Annotated in this window: 12 protein-coding genes; 11 read left to right on the top strand and 1 reads right to left on the bottom strand. The window is 58.8% G+C overall.

What is annotated here, in order from left to right; translation table 11 throughout:
• Positions 1-56 precede the first annotated feature (56 nt).
• The 8 genes from ALO43_RS25645 (at position 57) to ALO43_RS25610 (ending at position 13825) form a co-directional block, all read left to right on the top strand.
• A complete protein-coding gene (locus ALO43_RS25645) occupies positions 57-974 on the top strand; it encodes a LysR family transcriptional regulator (protein ID WP_024671495.1) in 918 nt (305 codons plus the stop codon).
• Between the two features lie 90 nt (positions 975-1064).
• On the top strand, positions 1065-1565 hold the full coding sequence (gene tpx / locus ALO43_RS25640; protein WP_054998342.1) for a thiol peroxidase: 501 nt from the start codon (positions 1065-1067) through the stop codon (positions 1563-1565).
• 152 nt (positions 1566-1717) lie between these two features.
• Entirely contained in the window at positions 1718-3019 is a 1302-nt protein-coding gene (locus ALO43_RS25635) for an MdtA/MuxA family multidrug efflux RND transporter periplasmic adaptor subunit (protein ID WP_024690031.1), read from the top strand.
• Positions 3016-6126 (top strand): MdtB/MuxB family multidrug efflux RND transporter permease subunit, encoded by a 3111-nt coding sequence (locus ALO43_RS25630; RefSeq protein ID WP_054998341.1) that lies wholly within the window; start codon positions 3016-3018, stop codon positions 6124-6126. The genes ALO43_RS25635 and ALO43_RS25630 overlap by 4 nt, the downstream gene beginning before the upstream one ends.
• Complete coding sequence (locus tag ALO43_RS25625) at positions 6123-9230, top strand: efflux RND transporter permease subunit (protein WP_024671498.1); 3108 nt, start codon at positions 6123-6125, stop codon at positions 9228-9230. The genes ALO43_RS25630 and ALO43_RS25625 overlap by 4 nt, the downstream gene beginning before the upstream one ends.
• Positions 9227-10690: an efflux transporter outer membrane subunit gene (locus tag ALO43_RS25620; RefSeq protein ID WP_054998340.1), complete on the top strand. Its 1464-nt coding sequence runs from the start codon at positions 9227-9229 to the stop codon at positions 10688-10690. Before ALO43_RS25625 ends, ALO43_RS25620 begins: the two co-directional genes overlap by 4 nt.
• A 165-nt stretch (positions 10691-10855) precedes the next feature.
• Positions 10856-12976: a putative bifunctional diguanylate cyclase/phosphodiesterase gene (locus tag ALO43_RS25615; protein ID WP_054998339.1), complete on the top strand. Its 2121-nt coding sequence runs from the start codon at positions 10856-10858 to the stop codon at positions 12974-12976.
• A gap of 102 nt (positions 12977-13078) precedes the next feature.
• Positions 13079-13825: an SDR family oxidoreductase gene (locus ALO43_RS25610; RefSeq protein WP_005892901.1), complete on the top strand. Its 747-nt coding sequence runs from the start codon at positions 13079-13081 to the stop codon at positions 13823-13825.
• 48 nt (positions 13826-13873) lie between these two features.
• On the opposite strand, the gene ALO43_RS30995 is transcribed toward ALO43_RS25610, so the two are convergent.
• Positions 13874-14032, bottom strand: coding sequence for a hypothetical protein (locus ALO43_RS30995; RefSeq protein ID WP_005892900.1), 159 nt, complete (start codon positions 14030-14032; stop codon positions 13874-13876).
• A 284-nt stretch (positions 14033-14316) separates the two neighbouring features.
• Here ALO43_RS30995 and ALO43_RS25605 point away from each other — a divergent pair, with 284 nt between their 5' ends.
• From ALO43_RS25605 to glgB, 3 genes are read left to right on the top strand one after another with little or no spacing between them, the layout of a single operon-like run.
• On the top strand, positions 14317-16335 hold the full coding sequence (locus ALO43_RS25605) for an alpha-1,4-glucan--maltose-1-phosphate maltosyltransferase (RefSeq protein WP_005892899.1): 2019 nt from the start codon (positions 14317-14319) through the stop codon (positions 16333-16335).
• A 19-nt stretch (positions 16336-16354) separates the two neighbouring features.
• Entirely contained in the window at positions 16355-19681 is a 3327-nt protein-coding gene (treS, locus tag ALO43_RS25600; protein ID WP_054998338.1) for a maltose alpha-D-glucosyltransferase, read from the top strand.
• On the top strand, positions 19678-21903 hold the full coding sequence (gene glgB, locus ALO43_RS25595; RefSeq protein ID WP_054998337.1) for a 1,4-alpha-glucan branching protein GlgB: 2226 nt from the start codon (positions 19678-19680) through the stop codon (positions 21901-21903). Before treS ends, glgB begins: the two co-directional genes overlap by 4 nt.
• The last annotated feature ends 34 nt before the right edge of the window (positions 21904-21937 follow it).

The raw sequence follows: 21937 nt of genomic DNA, 5'->3' as shown, positions 1-21937 counted from the left end.
CCTGTTAAAACAGTGTGATCCTGACCACACACTCTGCACTCGGGCTTCCGGTAATCATGGATCGATTCAACGCCATGCGCGTCTTCACCCGTATCGTCGAACTGGGCGGCTTTGCCAAGGCCGCCGAGAGTCTGCATGTTCCTCGTGCGTCGGTGACCATCATGATCAAGCAGCTGGAAGCGCACTTGGGTGTGCAGCTGTTACAGCGCACCACACGTCAGGTAAGCACCACACCCGACGGCAAGGCTTATTACCTGCGGTGTGTCAGCCTGCTGGCTGATCTGGAAGAAGCCGAAGCAGCCTTTTCGTCGAAGGGTATCGAGCCGAAAGGGCTGCTGCGCATCGATGTTCCGGTCAGCCTGGGGCGCATGATCGTTATCCCTGCGTTGCCCGAATTCACACGGCGCTATCCGCAGATCAGGCTTGAGATAGGCATGAGTGACAGGCCTGTCGACCTGATTCGCGAGGGCGTTGACTGTGTATTGCGAGCTGGCGCTGCACTGGACGATGCGCTTGTCGCCAGACCGCTGGGCAGCCTGACGCAGATTACCTGTGCGAGTCGCGAGTACCTGAAACGGTACGGTACACCACTCGATCTGCACGACCTCCGGCAACATCAGGTCATCGAATATTTCGCCACTCGTGCCAGCAAACGTTATGGCCTGGAATTCATGGCCGATGGAGAACTGGACGATTATGGCATGGAGCGTTCTATTGCCGTCAGCAGCGCCGAAGGCTATGTGGCTGCCTGCGAGGCGGGTTTTGGTCTGATCCAGGTCCCTCGCTATCACGTTGCTGCGCAGTTGCGCACAGGGGCGCTTATCGAAGTGTTACGCGAATACCGACCGCCGCCGCTACCGTTGACGGCGCTTTACCCGCCTCATCGGCAACTGTCACGGCGGGTCAGGGTATTCGTCGACTGGCTGGTGGAATTGTGTGCCCACCCGGATATCAGGGACAGACTGGTTTCCTGAAAAAAATCGGAATTATCCGATATAGGCCGGGGGCACACTTTCGTGTTTAACTTCCGGCTCTTTTATCCTCTCAGAAAAGGAATGTGTTTCATGGCTCAAGTGACCCTCAAAGGCGGTGCTGTTCAAGTCAACGGTAACCTGCCTGAAGTCGGCAGCAAGGCGCCTGCCTTCACGCTGGTGGGCGCAGGTCTTGCCGATAAGACCCTTGCCGACTTCGCTGGCAAACGCAAGGTATTGAACATCTTCCCAAGCGTCGATACACCGACCTGCGCAACGTCGGTACGTAAATTCAATGCCAGTGCCAACGACCTGAACAACACCGTCGTCCTGTGCATCTCGGCTGATCTGCCATTCGCACAAGCCCGCTTCTGTGGGTCTGAAGGGCTCGATAACGTTCATAACCTTTCTTCATTCCGCAGTGCCGATTTCAGTCAGCACTATGGCGTTGCCATCGCTGACGGTCCGTTGAAGGGCCTGGCTGCACGTGCAGTCGTCGTTCTTGACGAAAACGACAACGTACTGCATAGCGAACTGGTGTCGGAAATCGCCGAAGAACCAGGCTACGATGCCGCACTGGCAGTATTGAAGTAACGTTCTGCAACATGTACTACGGCCTGAGTACGCTCGGGCCGTTTTTTGTTTGTGCCTCATACGTTTATCAAAAGTAAGCGCTTGGTAAAGGCGCTTTGCTTGTAACGCAACTGTGCTTATTGTTCACCCTTCTGTTAGAACCCCCACCTGTAATGGTTGATTTATTCATGCAATCGTCTGGCTCCCGTAAATCCCGTCGCTGGTTGATCAGTCTGTTGATCCTGCTGGTCGTTGTCGCCCTGTGCTGGTGGTTCTGGCCCGCAGCCACTTCCGGCAAGGGTGCCGAGAGCAAGAAGGCTGGTGCGGGCGGTATGGCACGCCCCGGCTTCGGTGCATCGGCGGTTGCGGTGCCGGTACGCGTCGCGCCAGTAACGCAGGGCGACTTTCCTATCTACTACAAGGCGCTCGGTACGGTAACGGCGATGAATACCATCAATGTGCGCAGCCGGGTGGCGGGGGAACTGGTCAAGCTCTACTTCCAGGAAGGACAGATGGTCAAGGCAGGTGACTTGCTGGCGGAAATCGACCCGCGCAGCTATCAGGTCGCGTTGCTACAGGCCGAAGGTACGCTGGCGACCAATCAGGCGCTGCTCAAGAATGCTCAGCTTGATGTGAAGCGTTACCGTGACCTGTACGCCGAAGACAGTATTGCCAAACAGACACTGGACACGGCCGAGTCGCTGGTGAGTCAGTATCAGGGCACCATCAAGACCAATCAGGCTGCTGTGGCTGACGCAAAGTTGAGCCTGGATTTCACGCGTATTCGTGCGCCGATTGCAGGGCGTGTAGGCCTCAAACAGCTCGATGTCGGCAATCTGGTAGCTGCCAATGACACCACTGCGCTGGTCGTGATTACCCAGACTCAACCGATCTCGGTAGCGTTCACACTGCCGGAAAAGGATCTGTCAAAGGTCATTGCCCGCTATCGCACGGGTGACAAACTGCCTGTCGAAGCCTGGGACCGCGGCGATAGTAAACTGCAAGCCACCGGCGTGCTTGCCAGCCTCGACAACCAGATCGATGTGGCGACCGGTACCCTGAAGTTCAAGGCGCGTTTCGATAACGGTGACGAAATCCTTTTCCCCAATCAGTTCGTCAACGTGCGGCTGCGGGCCGACACCCTGAAGCAGGCTGTTCTAGTGCCGACGGCGGCCGTGCAGTTCGGCACGGACGGCACTTTTGTGTATGTGCTCGACGGTGAAAAGAAGGTCAAACTCAAATTGCTCAAGACCGGCCCCAGTGATGAAACCTCTACGGTCATCACCGAGGGTCTGGCGGTCGGCGAGCGAGTCGTGCTGGAGGGTACCGATCGTCTGCGCGATGGCGCGGAAGTCGAAGTCGTCAACGACAGCAAGGATGTTCCGGCAGGCCCAGGGCAGAAGCTGCAAGGCAAGCCTGACAGCGGCGTCGACAAGTCGGCAGCGCTCGGTAAGGTGGAAAAACCAAACGTATGAACATGTCGCGCCTGTTCATCCTGCGCCCGGTCGCTACCACGCTCAGCATGCTGGCCATCGTACTGGCTGGCTTGATCGCCTATACCTTGCTGCCAGTGTCGGCGTTGCCCCAGGTTGATTATCCGACCATTCGCGTGATGACCCTGTACCCCGGCGCTAGCCCGCAGGTGATGACAAGCTCCGTGACCGCGCCACTGGAACGTCAGTTCGGACAAATGCCGGGCCTGACCCAGATGGCGTCCACCAGCTCTGGAGGCGCCTCGGTCATTACCTTGCGCTTCAGTCTTGAAATCAACATGGACGTGGCCGAGCAGCAGGTGCAGGCTGCGATCAACGCAGCCACCAATCTGTTGCCGACCGACCTTCCGGCACCTCCGGTATACAACAAGGTCAACCCGGCAGACACGCCGGTCCTGACCCTCGCGATCACCTCCAAAACCATGCTGTTGCCCAAACTCAATGACCTGGTCGATACGCGCATGGCGCAGAAGATCTCGCAGATCAGTGGTGTGGGCATGGTCAGCATCGCGGGCGGCCAGCGTCAGGCGGTAAGGATCAAGGTCAACCCCGAGGCCTTGGCAGCCAACAGTCTCAACCTGTCCGATGTCCGCACGCTGATCAGCGCCTCCAACGTGAATCAGCCCAAGGGTAACTTCGACGGTCCGACCCGGGTTTCCATGCTCGACGCCAATGATCAACTGAAATCCCCGGAGGAATACGCCAACCTCATCCTGGCCTACAAGAACGGCGCGCCGCTGCGACTGAAGGATGTGGCTGAAATCGTTGATGGTGCCGAGAATGAACGGCTGGCTGCCTGGGCCAACCGCAGTCAGGCGGTGCTGTTGAACATTCAGCGCCAGCCAGGCGCCAACGTGATTGATGTGGTCGACCGGATCAAGACACTGCTGCCCGGAATCACAGAAAACCTGCCGGCCGGCCTTGATGTCGTCGTGCTGACCGACCGCACGCAGACCATTCGTGCTTCCGTGACCGATGTTCAACACGAATTGTTGATCGCCATCGTGCTCGTGGTACTGGTCACGTTCCTGTTCCTGCGGCGTTTCAGCGCGACGATCATTCCTTCCATTGCCGTGCCGCTGTCGCTGGTCGGCACCTTCGGTGTGATGTATCTGGCCGGTTTCTCGGTCAACAACCTGACGCTGATGGCATTGACTATTGCGACCGGCTTCGTGGTCGATGACGCCATTGTGATGCTGGAAAACATCTCCCGGCACATTGAAGAGGGCGAGACGCCCATGCAGGCCGCACTCAAGGGCGCCAAGCAGATCGGTTTCACCCTCATATCCCTGACCCTGTCGCTGATAGCGGTGCTTATCCCGCTGTTGTTCATGGCCGATGTGGTAGGGCGTCTGTTTCGCGAGTTCGCTATCACCCTGGCGGTCGCGATCCTGATATCGCTTGTGGTATCGCTGACCCTGACACCGATGATGTGCGCGCGCCTGCTCAAGCGCGAGCCCAAGGAGGAGGACCAGAGCCGTTTTTACCGCGCCAGCGGCGCGTGGATCGACTGGTTGATCGATGTGTATGCAGGCAGGCTGCGTTGGGTACTCAAGCATCAACCCCTGACTCTGCTGGTGGCCATAGGCACTCTGGCGCTGACCGTGCTGCTCTATATCGCGGTGCCCAAGGGGTTCTTTCCGGTGCAGGACACCGGTGTGATTCAGGGCATTTCCGAAGCGCCGCAGTCGGTTTCGTTTGCAGCCATGAGCCAGCGTCAACAGGCACTGGCGGACATCATCCTGAAAGACCCCGCGGTGGTCAGTCTGTCGTCCTACATCGGCGTTGATGGCGACAACGCAACACTCAACAGCGGCCGCCTGCTGATCAACCTCAAGCCCCACAGCGCCCGCGACCTTACCGCGAGCGAGGTGATTCAGCGCCTGCAACCGGAAGTCGACAAACTTTCGGATATTCGCCTGTTCATGCAGCCGGTGCAGGACCTGACCATCGAAGACCGGGTCAGCCGTACCCAGTATCAGTTCAGCATGTCTTCTCCCGATGCCGAGTTGCTGGCGACGTGGAGCGCGAAGCTGGTGGGCGCGCTGGGCAAACGACCCGAGTTGACCGATGTAGCCAGCGACCTGCAGGACAAGGGCTTGCAGGTGTATCTGAACATTGATCGCGACGCAGCCAGCCGGGTAGGCGTTACTGTCGCCTCTATTACCGACGCGCTGTACGACGCTTTTGGCCAGCGACAGATATCCACCATCTACACCCAGGCCAGTCAGTACCGGGTGGTGCTGCAGGCCGCATCGGCCAGTGAGCTGGGTCCTGAAGCGCTCGAGCAGATCCACGTCAAGACCACCGATGGCGCACAGATAAAGCTGTCGAGCCTGGCTCGGGTGGAGCAGCGTCAGGCACAACTGGCCATTGCCCACCTCGGGCAGTTTCCGGCGGTCATGATGTCGTTCAACCTTGCGCCCGGTATCGCACTGGGCAAGGCGGTCGAAGTCATCGAGCAGGTTCAGCACGAAATAGGCATGCCGATTGGCGTTCAGACGCAGTTTCAGGGGGCCGCGGAAGCCTTTCAGGCATCGCTGTCCAGCACGCTGCTGCTGGTTCTGGCAGCGGTTGTAACCATGTACATCGTGCTGGGCGTGCTTTACGAGAGCTACATTCACCCGATTACAATACTTTCGACCCTGCCTTCGGCGGCGGTCGGTGCGTTACTGGCGCTGTTGATCAGCGGCAACGATCTGGGAATGATCGCTATCATCGGCATCATTCTGCTGATCGGCATCGTCAAGAAAAACGCCATCATGATGATCGACTTCGCGCTGGATGCGGAGCGCAACCGGGGCGTGGCGCCCGAGAAAGCGATCTATGAAGCTGCACTGCTGCGCTTTCGGCCCATTCTGATGACCACGCTGGCTGCGCTGTTCGGTGCCATTCCGCTGATGCTGGCTAGCGGCTCCGGTGCCGAACTGCGTCAGCCGCTGGGTTTGGTGATGGTCGGGGGGTTGTTGCTCAGTCAGGTTCTGACGCTGTTTACCACACCTGTCATCTACCTTTACTTCGACCGCCTGGGCCGCCGCTGGAGTCGCAAGCCTGCCGGTCAGGACCGAATGGAGCGGGCTGACACATGAACCTGTCAGCGCCGTTTATCCGTCGCCCGGTGGCGACTGTACTGCTGAGCCTGGCGATCATGCTGCTGGGGGCCGTCAGCTTCCGCCTGCTGCCGGTGGCGCCTTTGCCGAACATGGACTTCCCGGTCATTGTGGTATCGGCGAGCCTTGCGGGTGCCAGTCCCGAAGTAATGGCCTCCACCGTGGCCACCCCACTGGAGCGTTCGCTGGGCAGCATTGCCGGGGTCAATACCATGACCAGCAATTCTAGCCAGGGAACGACTCGGATCATTCTGCAGTTCGATCTGGAACGCGACATAAACGGCGCGGCTCGTGAAGTCCAGGCGGCCATCAATGCTTCGCGCAACCTGCTGCCTAGTGGTATGCGCAGCATGCCCACCTACAAGAAGGTCAACCCGTCCCAGGCTCCGATCATGGTCCTGTCGATGACGTCGACGGTGCTTGAAAAGGGCCAGCTGTACGACATCGCCTCGACCATCCTGTCACAGAGCCTGTCGCAGGTGCCCGGGGTAGGGGAAGTGCAGATCGGCGGCAGTTCGTTGCCTGCAGTGCGTATCGAACTTGAGCCGCAGATGCTGTCCCAGTACGGCATATCGCTTGACGATGTACGTACCGCCATCACCGGTTCCAACGTGCGGCGGCCCAAAGGCTTTGTTGAAGATGATCAGCACAACTGGCAGGTTCAGGCCAACGACCAGCTTGAAACCGCCAAGGACTATGCTCCGCTGATCATCCGCTACAAGGATGGCGCGACGCTGCGCCTGAAGGATGTCGCGAAAGTCAGCGACGCAGTAGAGGACCGTTACAACAGCGGCTTCTACAACAATGATCAGGCGGTTTTGCTGGTCGTGAACCGTCAGGCGGGTGCCAACATCATCGAGACCGTGGCGCAGATCAAGGCACAGTTGCCGGCCTTGCGCGCTGTGCTGCCTGCCAGTGTCAGTCTCAATATCGCCATGGACCGCTCGCCGGTGATCAAGGCGACGCTGCACGAGGCCGAAATGACACTGCTGATCGCCGTGGTACTGGTGGTCATGGTGGTCTTTCTGTTCCTCGGCAGTTTTCGGGCCTCGCTGATTCCCACCCTGGCGGTTCCCGTATCGCTGGTGGGCACCTTTGCGATCATGCACCTGTTCGGCTTTTCCCTGAACAACCTGTCGTTGATGGCCTTGATCCTCGCCACCGGGCTGGTGGTCGACGACGCCATTGTGGTGCTGGAAAACATCTCCAGGCACATACACAACGGTCTTGACCCCATGAAAGCAGCTTTTCTGGGGGCCAGGGAGGTGGGCTTCACCTTGCTGTCGATGAACGTTTCGCTGGTCGCGGTGTTCATTTCCATACTTTTCATGGGCGGACTGGTCGAAAGTCTGTTTCGCGAGTTTTCCATCACCTTGTCGGTAGCGATCATTGTCTCGCTGATTGTGTCCCTGACCCTGACCCCGATGTTGTGCGCGCGCTGGCTGAAGCCCCACGACGCGGCCGCAGAAAACGCCTTTCAGCGCTGGAGCGAACGCGTCAACGACCGCATGGTGGCAGGCTACGATCGCTCGCTGGGCTGGGTGCTGCGTCACCCGCGGCTGACGTTGCTCAGTCTGCTGATCACTGTCATCGTCAATGTCGCGCTGTATGTGGTAGTGCCCAAAACCTTTCTGCCACAGCAGGACACCGGGCAACTGATGGGCTTTGTGCGTGGCGATGACGGCCTGTCTTTTTCGGTCATGCAGCCAAAAATGGAAACCTTTCGCCGCTCGGTGCTGGCCGATCCTGCGGTGGAAAGTGTCGCCGGTTTCATCGGTGGCAGTGGCGGCACCAACAACGCGTTCATGATCGTGCGCCTCAAGCCGATCGGGGAGCGTAAGCTTTCTGCTGAAAAGGTAGTGGAACGCCTGCGCAAGAATATGCCGCATGTGCCGGGCGGCAGGCTGTTCCTGGCCCCGGATCAGGATCTGCAACTGGGCGGCGGACGTGAACAAACCAGCTCGCAGTATCAATACATCGTGCAGAGTGCCGACCTTGCCAGCCTGCGCCAGTGGTACCCGAAAATCGTGGCGGCGCTCAAGTCGGTCCCGGAACTGACGGCCATCGATGCACGGGAAGGTCGCGGCGCGCAACAGGTCACTCTGGTAGTCAATCGCGACACAGCCAAACGGCTGGGTATCGACATGAACATGGTCACGGCGGTGCTCAACAATGCTTACAGTCAGCGTCAGGTGTCGACCATCTATGACAGCCTCAACCAGTACAAGGTGGTCATGGAGGTCAGCCCCAAATACGCTCGGGACCCTGTGACCCTGGAGCAGGTTCAGGTGATCACCTCCGACGGGCAGCGCGTGCCGCTGTCGAGCATCGCCCATTACGAGCGTAGTCTGGCGAATGACCGGGTATCTCATGACGGTCAGTTCGCGGCCGAGAACATTTCCTTCGATCTCGCCGAGGGTGCCAGCCTCGACAAGGCGACAGTAGCTATAGAGCGGGCCATTGCCGCTATCGGTCTGCCGGCCGACATCATTTCGAAGATGGCTGGCACCGCCAACGCATTCGCCTCGACCCAGGAAAGCCAGCCGTGGATGATCCTCGGCTCGTTGCTGGCGGTGTATCTGGTGCTGGGGATCCTTTATGAAAGCTACATTCATCCGTTGACGATTCTCTCGACCCTGCCATCGGCGGGAGTTGGCGCACTGCTGACGATCTATGTGCTGGGCAGCGAATTCAGCCTGATCTCCCTGCTGGGGCTGTTTTTGCTGATCGGCGTGGTGAAGAAGAACGCCATCATGATGATCGACCTGGCGCTGCACCTGGAACGCGATCAGGGCATGACACCTCAGGACTCGATCCGCAGCGCTTGTCTGCAACGCCTGCGCCCGATTCTGATGACCACGATGGCGGCGATTCTCGGCGCCTTGCCGCTGCTGCTGAGCACCGCCGAAGGTGCCGAGATGCGCAAACCCCTGGGTTTGACGATCATTGGCGGGCTCATCTTCAGCCAGATTCTGACCCTCTATACCACTCCGGTGGTTTACCTTTATCTCGACCGTCTGCGCCATCGTTACAACAAATGGCGCGGCGTGCGTACCGATGCTGCTCTGGAAACCCCGCTATGACCGAACGCCTGGCATTCATATCCCGCCCGAAGGGGCTGATTCGTCCAATCGGGCTGGGGCTCTGCATCGTGCTGTTGAGTGCTTGCGCGGTCGGGCCGGACTACCAGAAGCCGTCAGCGGCAGCGCCCGTGCAGTTCAAGGCCGCCGCGGGCTGGCGTGCGGCCACGCCGAGTGATGCAATGGTCAAAGGCGCCTGGTGGGAGGTGTACGGAGACCCTCAATTGAACGCGCTGGTCGAGCGGCTCAATACCTCTAACCAGACCGTCGCTCAATACGACGCGCAGTATCGACAGGCGCAAGCGCTGGTGCGCAGTTCCAGAGGCGCATTCTTTCCGACTCTGGACCTGACCACCGGCAAGACACGTTCAGGGCAGGGCACCGGTACATCGAATAGTGGCAGCAGTGTGTCGGGCATCCGCAACAGTTATAACGCACAGCTCGGCGTCAGTTGGGAGGCGGATATCTGGGGCAAGTTGCGTCGCGGGCTTGAAGCCGACACTGCCAGCGCACAGGCGAGCCTTGCTGACCTGGCTGCCATGCGTCTTAGTTTGCAATCGGAGCTGGTACAGAACTATTTGCAGCTGCGGGTCATCGACGAGCAGAAGCGCCTGCTTGAATCCACTGTCGACGCCTATCAGCGCTCACTGAACCTGACCCGGAACCAGTATCGTGCAGGTATCTCGGGCAGTGATGCGGTGGCGCAAGCGCAGACTCAGTTGAAAAGCACCCAGGCCGACCTGATCGATCTGGCCTGGCAACGTGCCCAGTTCGAGAACGCCATTGCCGTGTTGATGGGGATGGCGCCAGCAGAGTTCAGTCTGGCCGCCACGACATCGATACCGCAATTACCGCAGATTCCACCCGGCCTGCCTTCCCAGCTGCTGGAGCGTCGACCTGATATCGCTGCCGCCGAGCGCTCGGTGATGGCCGCCAACGCCAACATCGGGGTTGCCAAGGCTGCATACTATCCGGACTTCACCTTGAGCATGAGCGGTGGCTACAACAGCAGTACCTTCGCCAACTGGATCAGCCTGCCCAACCGTTTCTGGTCGGTAGGACCGCAGCTGGCGATGACCCTGTTCGATGGCGGACGGCGGACGGCGGAGGTCGACCGCTCCGAGGCCGTCTACGACCAGACCGTTGCTCAGTATCGGCAAACGGTTCTCAACGGTTTTCAGGAGGTAGAAAACTACCTTATACAGCTCAAGGTATACGAGCAGGAGGCTGCCGTGCGCCAGGAGGCGCTGGTTTCCGCTAGAGACTCGTTGCGCTTGACCAGTAACCAGTACAAAGCCGGACTGATCGGCTATCTGGATGTCGTCAACGTCCAGGCCACTGCACTTAGCAATGAGCGCAGTGTGCTGAGCGTGTTACAAAGCAGGCTGATTGCAAGTGTTCAGTTGATTGCCGCATTGGGCGGTGGCTGGGATGCAGACAGTGGCCTGACGCTTAGAGAGTAAGTTTTAAAGCGCCGCGGACGACTTTCTTCGACGTAGCGCTCATAAATACAAAATTAATGGCGTTTAGCCATCCTTTTAGGCCAGGTGCCGCGACATTTGGTGGCTATTGCGTACAATCGTCCGCAAGATCGGCATGGACGCGCTCATTGGGCTCCAGGTGCGTTTATGTTGATTGGCAGTTACACCCCCTCGCTTGTCATGATCTCCGTCGTTGTTGCGGTACTAGCGTCCTATATCTCACTCGATCTTGCAGGGCGAATCGTCTCTGCCAACGGCAAGACATTGTATGTGTGGATCGCAGGCGGTGCGTTTGCAATGGGCGTCGGTATGTGGTCCGTGCATTTCATCGGCATGTCGGCGTTCGCGCTGCCGTTCGAGCTGGCGTATGACATTGCGCTGCTGTTGTGTTCTCTGGTAATCGGAATCCTGTCATCCGGATTTGCCTTGTGGCTGGTGAGCCAGCGGCAGCTGACCGCACTGCCGCTGTGCTTGGGCGCACTGCTGCTCGGTCTCGGTATCAGCTCGATGCATTACATCGCCATGGCGGCAATGCGCATGCAGCCTGCCATCGAGTACGACACGGGATGGCTGATCCTGTCTCTGATCATTGCCGTCCTGGCATCGGCCGCCGGCTTGAGGATGGGCTTCATGCTTCGCCAGCAACGACCGCGCGTCTATCTGGCTCGAACTGCAGCAGCGGTGGTGCTTGGTGTGGCCATCGTCGGCATGCATTACACCGGTATGGCCGCTGCCCACTTTGCCGATGGCAGCTTCTGCGGGGCATGGAGCAGCGGTGTGAGTGCGGATGATCTCAACCCCCTTGTACTCGTCACCAGCCTGGCAGTGCTGAGTATCACCTTGCTGACCTGCCTTCTTGACTCCCACCTGGAGGCGCGCACTGCGGTGCTCGCGAATTCGCTGACTCAGGCGAACCTGGAACTGACCCACTTGGCCTTGCACGACAAACTGACAGGTTTGCCGAATCGCGTGCTGCTGACCGACCGTATAGAGCATGCGATGCAGAAGACCCGGGAGCAGGGCGGCTGTTTTGCGCTGATGTTCATGGATCTGGACGGTTTCAAACCGGTCAATGATGCTTTTGGCCATCATGTCGGCGACTTGCTGCTGCGACAGGTGGCGATGCGGCTGCGCGAGAACCTGCATCGCGAGGACACGCTTGCTCGGGTCGGGGGCGATGAGTTCGTGCTACTGGTCGAGCTGAACGATCCCCAGGAAGCAACGTTGGTCGCTGCACGCCAGGTCAGCGTGATCAGTCATCCCTTCGAAATTGGCGGGCATCAACTGCAGATTTCGTTGAGCATCGGTATCTGCGTCTATCCTGGCAATGGCGTGACGCAGCACGAACTGCTGGTCAACGCCGATGCGGCCATGTACCACACCAAGTCAGCGGGCAAGAACGGTTTCAGTTGTTTCGATGCCTCGATGAACAGCAATGCACTCAACCAGCTTCAGCTGTCGCAGGACTTGCGCGTGGCACTCAAGCAGAAGCATTTCTGTCTGTACTACCAACCCAAATTCGACGCATTGAGCGGCTTGCCGGTCGGGGCAGAGGCGCTGTTGCGCTGGAACCATCCGCAACGCGGTCTGCTGGGCCCGGACCTGTTCATCGGTTTGGCCGAGAAGACCGGCCTGATCATCCAGATCGGCGAATGGGTGCTGGACGAAGCCTGTAGACAGATGCGCGAATGGTACACCCAGGGTTACCCTCACTGGCGCATATCGGTGAACCTGTCGGCCTTGCAGTTCTGCCATTCCGGGCTGGTCACGGCAGTAGCTGACACCCTGGACCGCCATCAGCTTCCGGCCAACTGTCTGACGCTGGAAATTACCGAGACCACCGCCATGCATGACGCTGATGTCAGCCTGGCAGTGCTGAAAAGGCTTTCGGAGATGGACGTTGACCTGTCGATCGATGATTTCGGTACGGGTTACTCCAGCCTGATGTATCTCAAGCGGCTACCGGCCAATGAAATCAAGATCGATCGAGGGTTCGTGCGTGATCTTGAGCACGACACCGACGACGCTGCCATCGTGTCGGCCATCGTCGCCGTAGGCCAGGCATTGAACCTGCGAATCGTCGCCGAAGGCGTGGAAACCGCCGTGCAGCAGCGCTTTCTGACCCACCTGGGCTGCCACGCTCTGCAAGGCTTCCTGCTCGGTCACCCTTTGCCTGCGCAGCAGTTTCTCGACGAGATCCGGGCAACCGAAGCCAAGGGCGCCTCCGGTGTTGACGATGGCAGGCAGAGGTTTTCTGACACGCTTTGATGGCGCTGGATGACAAAGGCTGGCACGATCAGCGGAGTCTGGCGAACGTGCAGGTGTCCACTGCGCCTCAACGCCGGCTTCAGAAAAAATACGAGAAAGCCCATGGAAAAAGTCCTCATCATCACCGGCGGTTCGCGCGGGATCGGCGCCGCCACTGCGCGTCTTGCCGCCTCTCAGGGCTACCGGATCTGTATCAACTACCTGTCCGACCACGCCTCGGCGGAAAAGACCGCCGGGCAGGTCAGAGCGCTGGGCGCGCACGCGATCACCGTGCAGGCCGACGTCAGCAACGAAGATGAAATAATGCGGCTGTTTGCCAGAGTCGACTCGGAACTTGGTCATGTCACTCATCTGGTCAACAACGCAGGCACTCTGGCCCAGGCTTCGAGGGTCGAGGATATGTCCGAGTTTCGCATGCTCAAGATGATGATGAACAACGTGGTCGGCCCCATGTTGTGCAGTAAACACGCCCTGCTGCGCATGCTGCCTCGACATGGCGGGCACGGTGGCAGCATCGTCAATGTGTCCTCGCTGGCCTCGCGACTGGGTTCGGCTGGCGAGTACGTTGATTACGCCGCCTCCAAAGGCGCGCTGGACACCTTCACCATCGGGCTGTCCAAAGAAGTGGCGGGGGAGAACATTCGTGTCAACGCAGTCAGGCCGGGCTTTATCTTTACTGACTTTCACGCCCTGAGCGGCGATCCGTTCCGCGTCAGCAAGCTGGAGGGGGCATTGCCAATGGGCCGTGGCGGCACCGCAGAAGAAGTGGCCGAAGCCATCCTCTGGCTGCTATCGGACAAGGCGTCCTATGCGACGGGCACGTTCATCGATGTGGCGGGAGGGCGCTGAGGGCGCCTGTGCTTGAAACACAGGCACCATCGCACTGCCTTATACGGCTCACACCACGACGGGCGGCGCATTGGCTGGCGGGTCGCCCACGGGAGTTTCGTTGGGGGGAGGTGTCGATGGAGGCGGTTTCTGCTCAGGCGGCGGATCAGGCAGGATGGGATCATCGATGTTCGGCTCTGGCACTTCTGTCGGGTTGGGTAACGTCATGGCATCAGCCTCCTTGTGGGTGCAGCTTTCGACTGCCGCTGCGTATTGATGATTCAATCGTTTTACCTATCGCACTTGCTCACCGATTTCCCGAGCGCACTTCGCTCGCACCTTGACCCCACACCTCGACACACCGGTCAAACAACCGTAAAACCTTTGAACTTTACTTTCGTTGACAGCTCGGAACCTAGGCAGCTGAATTAGATCATCTGCTGCCATACCGTCAATTTTTCCATTGCATGGAATGCACAGGAGCGTCCTTGGGGCGTGAGGAGTGATGCTCGATGAATGAACAGCCATACGGTCCGGATTCTCTGGCCACCGATGTCCCGCACCCAACCCTTCCTTTGTCTCTTACCCAAGCGCTGCAATTGCCCCGCATCGTGATCGAAGACACGTCGCCGGTCATTGACGGTGGGCTGTTTGCGGCGAAGGCAATCACCGGGCAAGCGGTTACGGTCACCAGCAAGGTCTACGCCGATGGGCATGACAAGATGGCGGTCAACATTCGCTGGCGCGCTGCCGATGAAGAATACTGGCACACGGCCCCCATGCGCGAACTGGGCAACGACAGCTGGATCGGTGAGTTCACCCCGACATCTGTCTGCCGCCATGTGTTTCGCCTTGAAGCCTGGATCGACCAATTTGGCAGCTATCGCTACGAACTGGAAAAGAAGTTCGGCGCCGGTGTGTCCATCAAACTGGAGCTGGAAGAAGGGCGTATTCATCTGGTGCATGCTGCAGAGCGCAGTCAGGGTGAACAGCGTCAGCACATCGAAGACCTGGTAGGGCGGCTTGAAAAATCCGACAGCGACGAGAAGGTAGCGCTGCTGTTGCACAGCGACACCGCGAACCTGATGAAGCAGGCAGACAATCAGGCGTTTTTGAGCCGCAGCGTGGAGTTCCCCCTGGATGTCGAGCGCGAGCTGGCGCAGTTCGCCAGTTGGTATGAGTTGTTTCCGCGTTCGATGACAGACGACAAGTCACGTCACGGTACTTTCAACGACGTCCACTCGCGTCTGCCAATGATTCGCGACATGGGTTTCGACGTGCTGTATTTCCCGCCGATCCACCCGATCGGCCGCGCCCACCGCAAGGGGCCTAACAACTCTCTGACTGCAGGCCCTGATGATCCGGGCAGCCCGTATGCAATCGGCAGTGAAGATGGCGGCCATGAAGCCATCCATCCGCAGTTGGGCAGTCGCGAAGACTTCCGCAACCTGGTCAAAGCTGCAGCTGATCACGGTCTTGAGATCGCCCTGGATTTTGCCATTCAGTGCTCACAGGACCACCCTTGGCTCAAGCAGCACTCGGGCTGGTTCTCGTGGCGTCCGGACGGCACCATTCGTTATGCAGAAAACCCGCCGAAAAAGTATCAGGACATCGTCAACGTCGATTTCTATGCCCCCGATGCCATTCCAGGCCTGTGGCTTGAACTGCGTGACATCGTGCTGGGCTGGGTCAAGGAAGGCGTGAAGATTTTCCGCGTCGACAACCCGCACACCAAGCCGTTGCCGTTCTGGCAGTGGATGATCGGGGAAGTGCGCAGCCAGCACCCTGAAGTGATGTTCTTGGCCGAAGCGTTCACCAAGCCAGCAATGATGGCGCGCCTGGGCAAGGTCGGCTACACCCAGAGCTACACCTACTTCACCTGGCGAAACACCAAGGCCGAGTTGTCGGAATACTTCACTGAACTCAACGACGTGCCGTGGCGCGATTGCTATCGCCCGAACTTCTTCGTCAACACACCGGATATCAATCCGCGCTTCCTGCACGATTCCGGCCGGGCCGGGTTCTTGATCCGTGCTGCGCTCGCGACCATGGGGTCAGGCCTGTGGGGCATGTACTCAGGGTTCGAATTATGTGAAGCCGCACCGATCCCCGGTAAAGAAGAATATCTGGACTCGGAGAAGTACGAGATCCGCGTTCGTGACTATGCCGCGCCCGGCAACATCATCGCCGAAATAGCTCAGCTCAACCGCATTCGCAGACAGAACCCGGCGCTGCAGACCCACTTGGGCTTGAAGCTGTACAACGCCTGGAATGACAACATTCTGTACTTTGGCAAGCGTTCTGCCGATGGCAGCAACTTTGTTCTGGTGGCCATCAATCTTGATCCGCACAACGCGCAGGAAGCGGATTTTGAGTTGCCTCTTTGGGAAATGGGCCTGGCCGACGATGCCGCGACCTCTGGCGAAGACTTGATGACCGGTCATCGCTGGACCTGGTATGGCAAGTACCAGCACACGCGTCTCGACCCGTCGCAACCTTTCGGAATCTGGCGTATCCAGGCCTCGCAGTAATACTCCCAAGGAGTCAGCAATGGCTAAGAAACCCGGTGAAGCGACATTTATCAAAGACCCGCTCTGGTACAAGGATGCGGTGATTTATCAGGTCCATGTGAAATCGTTTTTCGATGCCAATAACGACGGCATTGGCGATTTTGCAGGCCTGATTGAAAAGCTTGATTACATCGCTGCTCTAGGCGTCAACACGATCTGGCTTTTGCCGTTCTATCCGTCGCCGCGCCGGGATGATGGCTACGACATTTCCGAATACCGGGACGTCCACGACGACTACGGCACTATGGCCGACGCCAAGCGCTTTATTGCCCAGGCGCACAAGCGTGGCCTGCGGGTGATCAGCGAACTGGTCATCAATCACACGTCGGACCAGCACCCCTGGTTTCAGAAAGCCCGCAATGCCAAGCCTGGCTCCAAGGCGCGGGACTTCTACGTCTGGTCAGATACCGATCAGAAATACGACGGTACGCGGATCATCTTTCTGGACACCGAAACCTCGAACTGGACCTGGGATCCGGTGGCGGGGCAGTATTTCTGGCACCGTTTCTACTCCCATCAGCCGGACCTCAACTTCGACAACCCGCACGTCCTGGAAGCGGTACTTGAAGTCATGCGCTTCTGGCTGGACCTGGGCATCGACGGTCTGCGGCTGGATGCCATCCCGTATCTGATCGAGCGTGATGGCACCAACAACGAGAACCTGCCGGAGACCCATCAGGTGCTCAAACGCATTCGTGCCGAGATCGACGCGAACTATCCGGACCGCATGCTGCTGGCCGAGGCGAATCAGTGGCCGGAAGACACGCAACTGTATTTCGGCGACAGCAAAGGGCCGGACGGTGACGAATGTCACATGGCGTTTCACTTCCCCTTGATGCCGCGCATGTATATGGCATTGGCGCAGGAAGACCGCTTTCCGATCACCGACATCTTGCGCCAGACGCCGGAGATTCCGGAAAACTGCCAATGGGCGATTTTCCTGCGTAACCACGATGAGCTGACCCTCGAAATGGTTACTGACCGTGAACGGGATTACCTGTGGAATTATTACGCCGCCGATCGCCGCGCGCGTATCAACCTGGGTATTCGCCGCCGACTGGCGCCACTCGTTGATCGTGACCGCCGTCGCGTCGAATTGCTCAATAGCATGCTGCTGTCGATGCCGGGTACACCAACCCTGTACTACGGTGATGGGATTGGCATGGGCGACAACATTTACCTGGGCGACCGGGACGGTGTGCGCACGCCGATGCAATGGTCCATCGACCGCAATGGCGGGTTCTCGCGTGCCGATCCGGCCAGCCTTGTGCTGCCGCCGATCATGGACCCGATGTATGGCTTTCAGTCAGTCAACGTCGAGAGTCAAGAGCGCGACCCGCATTCGCTGCTGAACTGGAACCGGCGCATGCTGGCTGTTCGCAAGCAGCAGAAGGCGTTTGGCCGCGGCACGCTGAAAATGCTCTCGCCGTCGAATCGGCGGATTCTTGCCTATACCCGCGAATACACCGCTCCCGATGGTCACAACGAGATCGTGCTGTGTGTGGCCAACATGTCCAGCGCTGCGCAAGCGGCCGAGCTGGAACTGTCTGCTTACGCGGGCACGGTTCCGGTAGAGATGCTCGGCGGCAGTGCGTTTCCGCCTATCGGTCAGTTGAGCTATCTACTCACGCTCCCACCGTATGGTTTTTATTGGTTTCTATTGGCCCCGGAGAATCAAATGCCCAGTTGGCACATTGAACCCGCGCAAAGCATGCCGGACTTTCCGACCCTGGTGCTCAAGAAGCATCTTGAAGAATTGCTCGACGAGCCGCTGCGCGGCACCATGGAAAACACCTCGCTGGCTAATTACTTGCCCAAACGCCGCTGGTTCGGTGGCAAGGACAAGCCCATCGAGCAGGTCAGGATCGCCTACGCAGTACGCTTTGGCGACGAAGCTCATCCGGTTTTGCTCAGCGAGATCGAGGTTACGGCAGATGGCCAGACCGAGCGTTATCAGTTGCCATTCGGTCTGTTGGCCGAAGACGACATCAGTAGCGCACTGCCGCAACAGCTGGCGCTCGCCAGGGTTCGCCGCAACCGCGATGTCGGCCTGATCACCGATGGCTTCACGCTGGAAACCTTCATTCGTGCAGTCATTCAAGGCATGCAGTCGGACACCGTGATTCCGTGTGCCGATGGTGAGCTGCGTTTTGAACAAAGTTCGCAGCTGGCACCGTTGGGTCTGAACAACGAGTCGGAAGTTCGCTATCTGTCCGCCGAGCAGTCCAACAGTTCGGTGGTGGTAGGCAGCAGCCTGGTACTCAAGCTGATCCGCAAGGTCAGTGCCGGGACGCACCCTGAGCTGGAGATGGGCGCCTTCCTTACTCAGGCCGGTTTCAAGAATATTTCGCCACTGCTGGGATCGCTGGTGCGCGTCGGTAACGACGGCAAGCCGAATCTTTTGATGATTGCTCAAGGCTATCTGAGCAATCAGGGCGATGCTTGGGAATGGACTCAGAACAACCTCGAACGTGCGGTCCGCGACGAGCTGGCGCATGGCGTGTCTGGTCAGGAACAGCATTACAACGCCCTGCTGGAGCTCGCGGACTTTTCACGCAGCCTGGGCCAGCGCCTGGGTGAAATGCACCAGATCCTCGCCGCGCCTACTGATAACCCGGACTTTGCCGTTGAAGTCACCAGCGTACCGGACAGCAAGGCCTCTGCTGCCAGCGTCAACGCTCAGCTTGAGCGCGCTTTGCAGTTGCTCGAGCAGCGCAAGGGCGATCTGGAAAAACACGATCAGCAGCTGGTCAGTGATTTGCTGGCGCATCGCAAGCAGATTCGTCAGCGTATCGACACCCTTGCCAAACGCTCTGCCGGCGGCCTGCGTATCCGCGTACATGGTGATCTGCACCTGGGGCAGGTACTGGTGGTCAAGGGCGATGCCTACCTGATCGATTTCGAAGGGGAGCCGGCTCGTGCGCTTGAAGAGCGTCGCGCCAAGCACAGCCCTTTCAAGGATGTGAGTGGCGTGCTTCGCTCCTTCGACTATGCGGCGGCGATGGCCGTACGCAGTGCGCAAAGTGTCGACACATCGCCGGAAGCGGCAGCGGCGCGCAAGCGTGTCGCCGAAACTTACCTGTCGCAGGCCCGCGCCGCCTTCATCGAAGGCTATCGCTCGGCAACCACCGAGATGGCCCATTCCTGGAAGGATGCAAAAGGGGAGGACGCTGCACTGGAACTGTTCACCCTGGAAAAAGCCGCTTATGAAGTGATCTACGAAGCCGAGAATCGCCCAGCGTGGCTGGCCGTTCCCTTGCAAGGCTTGCGTGGGTTGCTGCAACCGTCTGATGGAGAGCCAATATGAATGCGCCTGAAAAAACCGCCAAGGGTCGCCGCGCGATCCCCGCTGCCGTAGATCTGGATGCGCTGATCCGTGCTGAACATCGTGACCCGTTTTCGATCCTGGGTCCGCATGGCGATGGTGAAAGCGGTCAGTTTGTCCGAGCCTATCTGCCCGGCGCCCTGAGCGCACGCTTGCTGGCAAGGGATGACGGTAGAGAACTTGGCGAAATGGAGATGAGCGAGGTCCCGGGTTTTTTCGTGGGCCATCTCGAGCAGCCGCAGCCTTACCTGCTGAAAATAAATTGGGCCGGCGGTGAGCAGATCACCGAAGACCCTTACAGCTTCGCCCCGTTGTTGGGCGAGATGGACCTGTACCTGTTTGCCGAAGGCAATCACCGTGATCTGAGCAGCTGTCTGGGTGCGCAAGTGACCACGGTTGATGGCGTCGCCGGTGTGCGTTTTGCCGTCTGGGCGCCAAACGCGCGCCGTGTGTCTGTGGTCGGCAGCTTCAACAGCTGGGACGGCCGACGTCACCCAATGCGTCTGCGGCATCCCACTGGGGTATGGGAGATATTTGTCCCGCGCCTGCAGCCGGGAGAGGTTTACAAATATGAAATCCTGGGTGCCCACGGAATTTTGCCGCTCAAGAGCGACCCGATGGCACTCGCTACCACGCTGCCGCCTGACACTGCGTCGAAAATTTCCGCGCCGTTGCAGTTCGAGTGGCATGACGATGAGTGGCTGAAATCGCGCGAGGGACGCCACGCAGTCACGGCGCCGATGTCGATCTACGAGCTGCATGCAGGCTCCTGGCGCATGGAGCAGAACGAAGAAGGTCAATGGCGTCAGTTCAATTGGCGCGAGCTCGCGGACCAATTGATCCCTTACGTCAAGAAACTCGGTTTTACCCATATCGAGCTGATGCCGATCATGGAGCACCCGTTTGGTGGCTCGTGGGGCTACCAGTTACTGGCCCAGTTCGCGCCGACGGCACGCTACGGTTCACCTGAAGACTTCGCAGCATTTGTAAATGCCTGCCACCAGGCAGAAATCGGCGTCATCCTCGACTGGGTGCCTGCGCACTTTCCGACCGATACGCACGGGTTGGCGCAGTTCGATGGCACTGCTCTGTATGAGTACGTGGACCCTAAGGAAGGCTTCCACCAGGACTGGAACACGCTGATTTACAACCTGGGCCGTACTGAGGTTCATGGCTTCATGCTGGCCTCGGCACTGCACTGGCTCAAGCATTACCACATCGACGGCCTGCGGGTGGATGCCGTGGCTTCGATGTTGTATCGCGACTATTCGCGCAAGGCTGGCGAGTGGGTGCCGAATCGGCATGGCGGCCGCGAAAACCTTGAAGCGATCGATTTTCTGCGTCACCTCAATGACGTTGTTGCGCTGGAAGCACCGGGCACGATGGTCATTGCCGAAGAGTCCACTGCATGGCCCGGTGTCAGCAGGCCGACCCAGGAAGGCGGTCTCGGGTTCAATTACAAGTGGAACATGGGCTGGATGAACGATTCGCTTCGCTACATGGAGCAGGATCCTATCCACCGTGAGCACCACCACGGCGAATTGACGTTCAGCCTGGTGTACGCCTATTCGGAACGTTTCGTGCTGCCGATCTCGCACGATGAAGTGGTCCACGGCAAGCATTCGCTGATCGACAAGATGCCTGGCGACCATTGGCAGAAGTTCGCCAATCTGCGTGCGTACTTGTCCTTCATGTGGACTCATCCGGGCAAGAAGCTGCTGTTCATGGGCTGCGAGTTCGGTCAATGGCGTGAATGGGACCACGATCGGGAGCTTGACTGGTATTTGCTGCAGTATGCCGAGCATGTCGGCGTCAAACAGCTGGTCACTGACCTGAACAAGCTATACCGCGATGAAAGGGCGCTGCATGAACTCGACTCCGATCCGGCCGGTTTCCAGTGGCTGATCGGTGACGACAAGGCCAATAGCGTATTTGCCTACCTGCGCAAGGGCCGCGAAGGCGACCCGGTTCTGGTGGTGGTCAACATGACACCAGTGCCACGTATGGGCTACCGCGTCGGCGTGCCTGTGCAGGGCGCCTGGACAGAGCTGCTGAACAGCGATTCCGGAACGTACGCAGGCTCCAACTTAGGTAACGGCGGTGAGGTGATCAGCGAAGACGAGCCTGCTCATGGCCTGTCGGCGTCCGTTACTCTGAACTTGCCACCACTTGCTGTGCTGATTCTAAAGCCCGCAAACAACTGAGTAAGGTCGGACCTGGCACGTCCGATCATTCCTC

The sequence above is a fragment of the Pseudomonas tremae genome, assembly GCF_001401155.1.
Taxonomy (GTDB): Bacteria; Pseudomonadota; Gammaproteobacteria; order Pseudomonadales; family Pseudomonadaceae; genus Aquipseudomonas; species Aquipseudomonas tremae.
The sequence above is the reverse complement of the archived record's forward strand: the minus strand, read 5'-3'. Positions and strand labels throughout refer to the sequence as shown.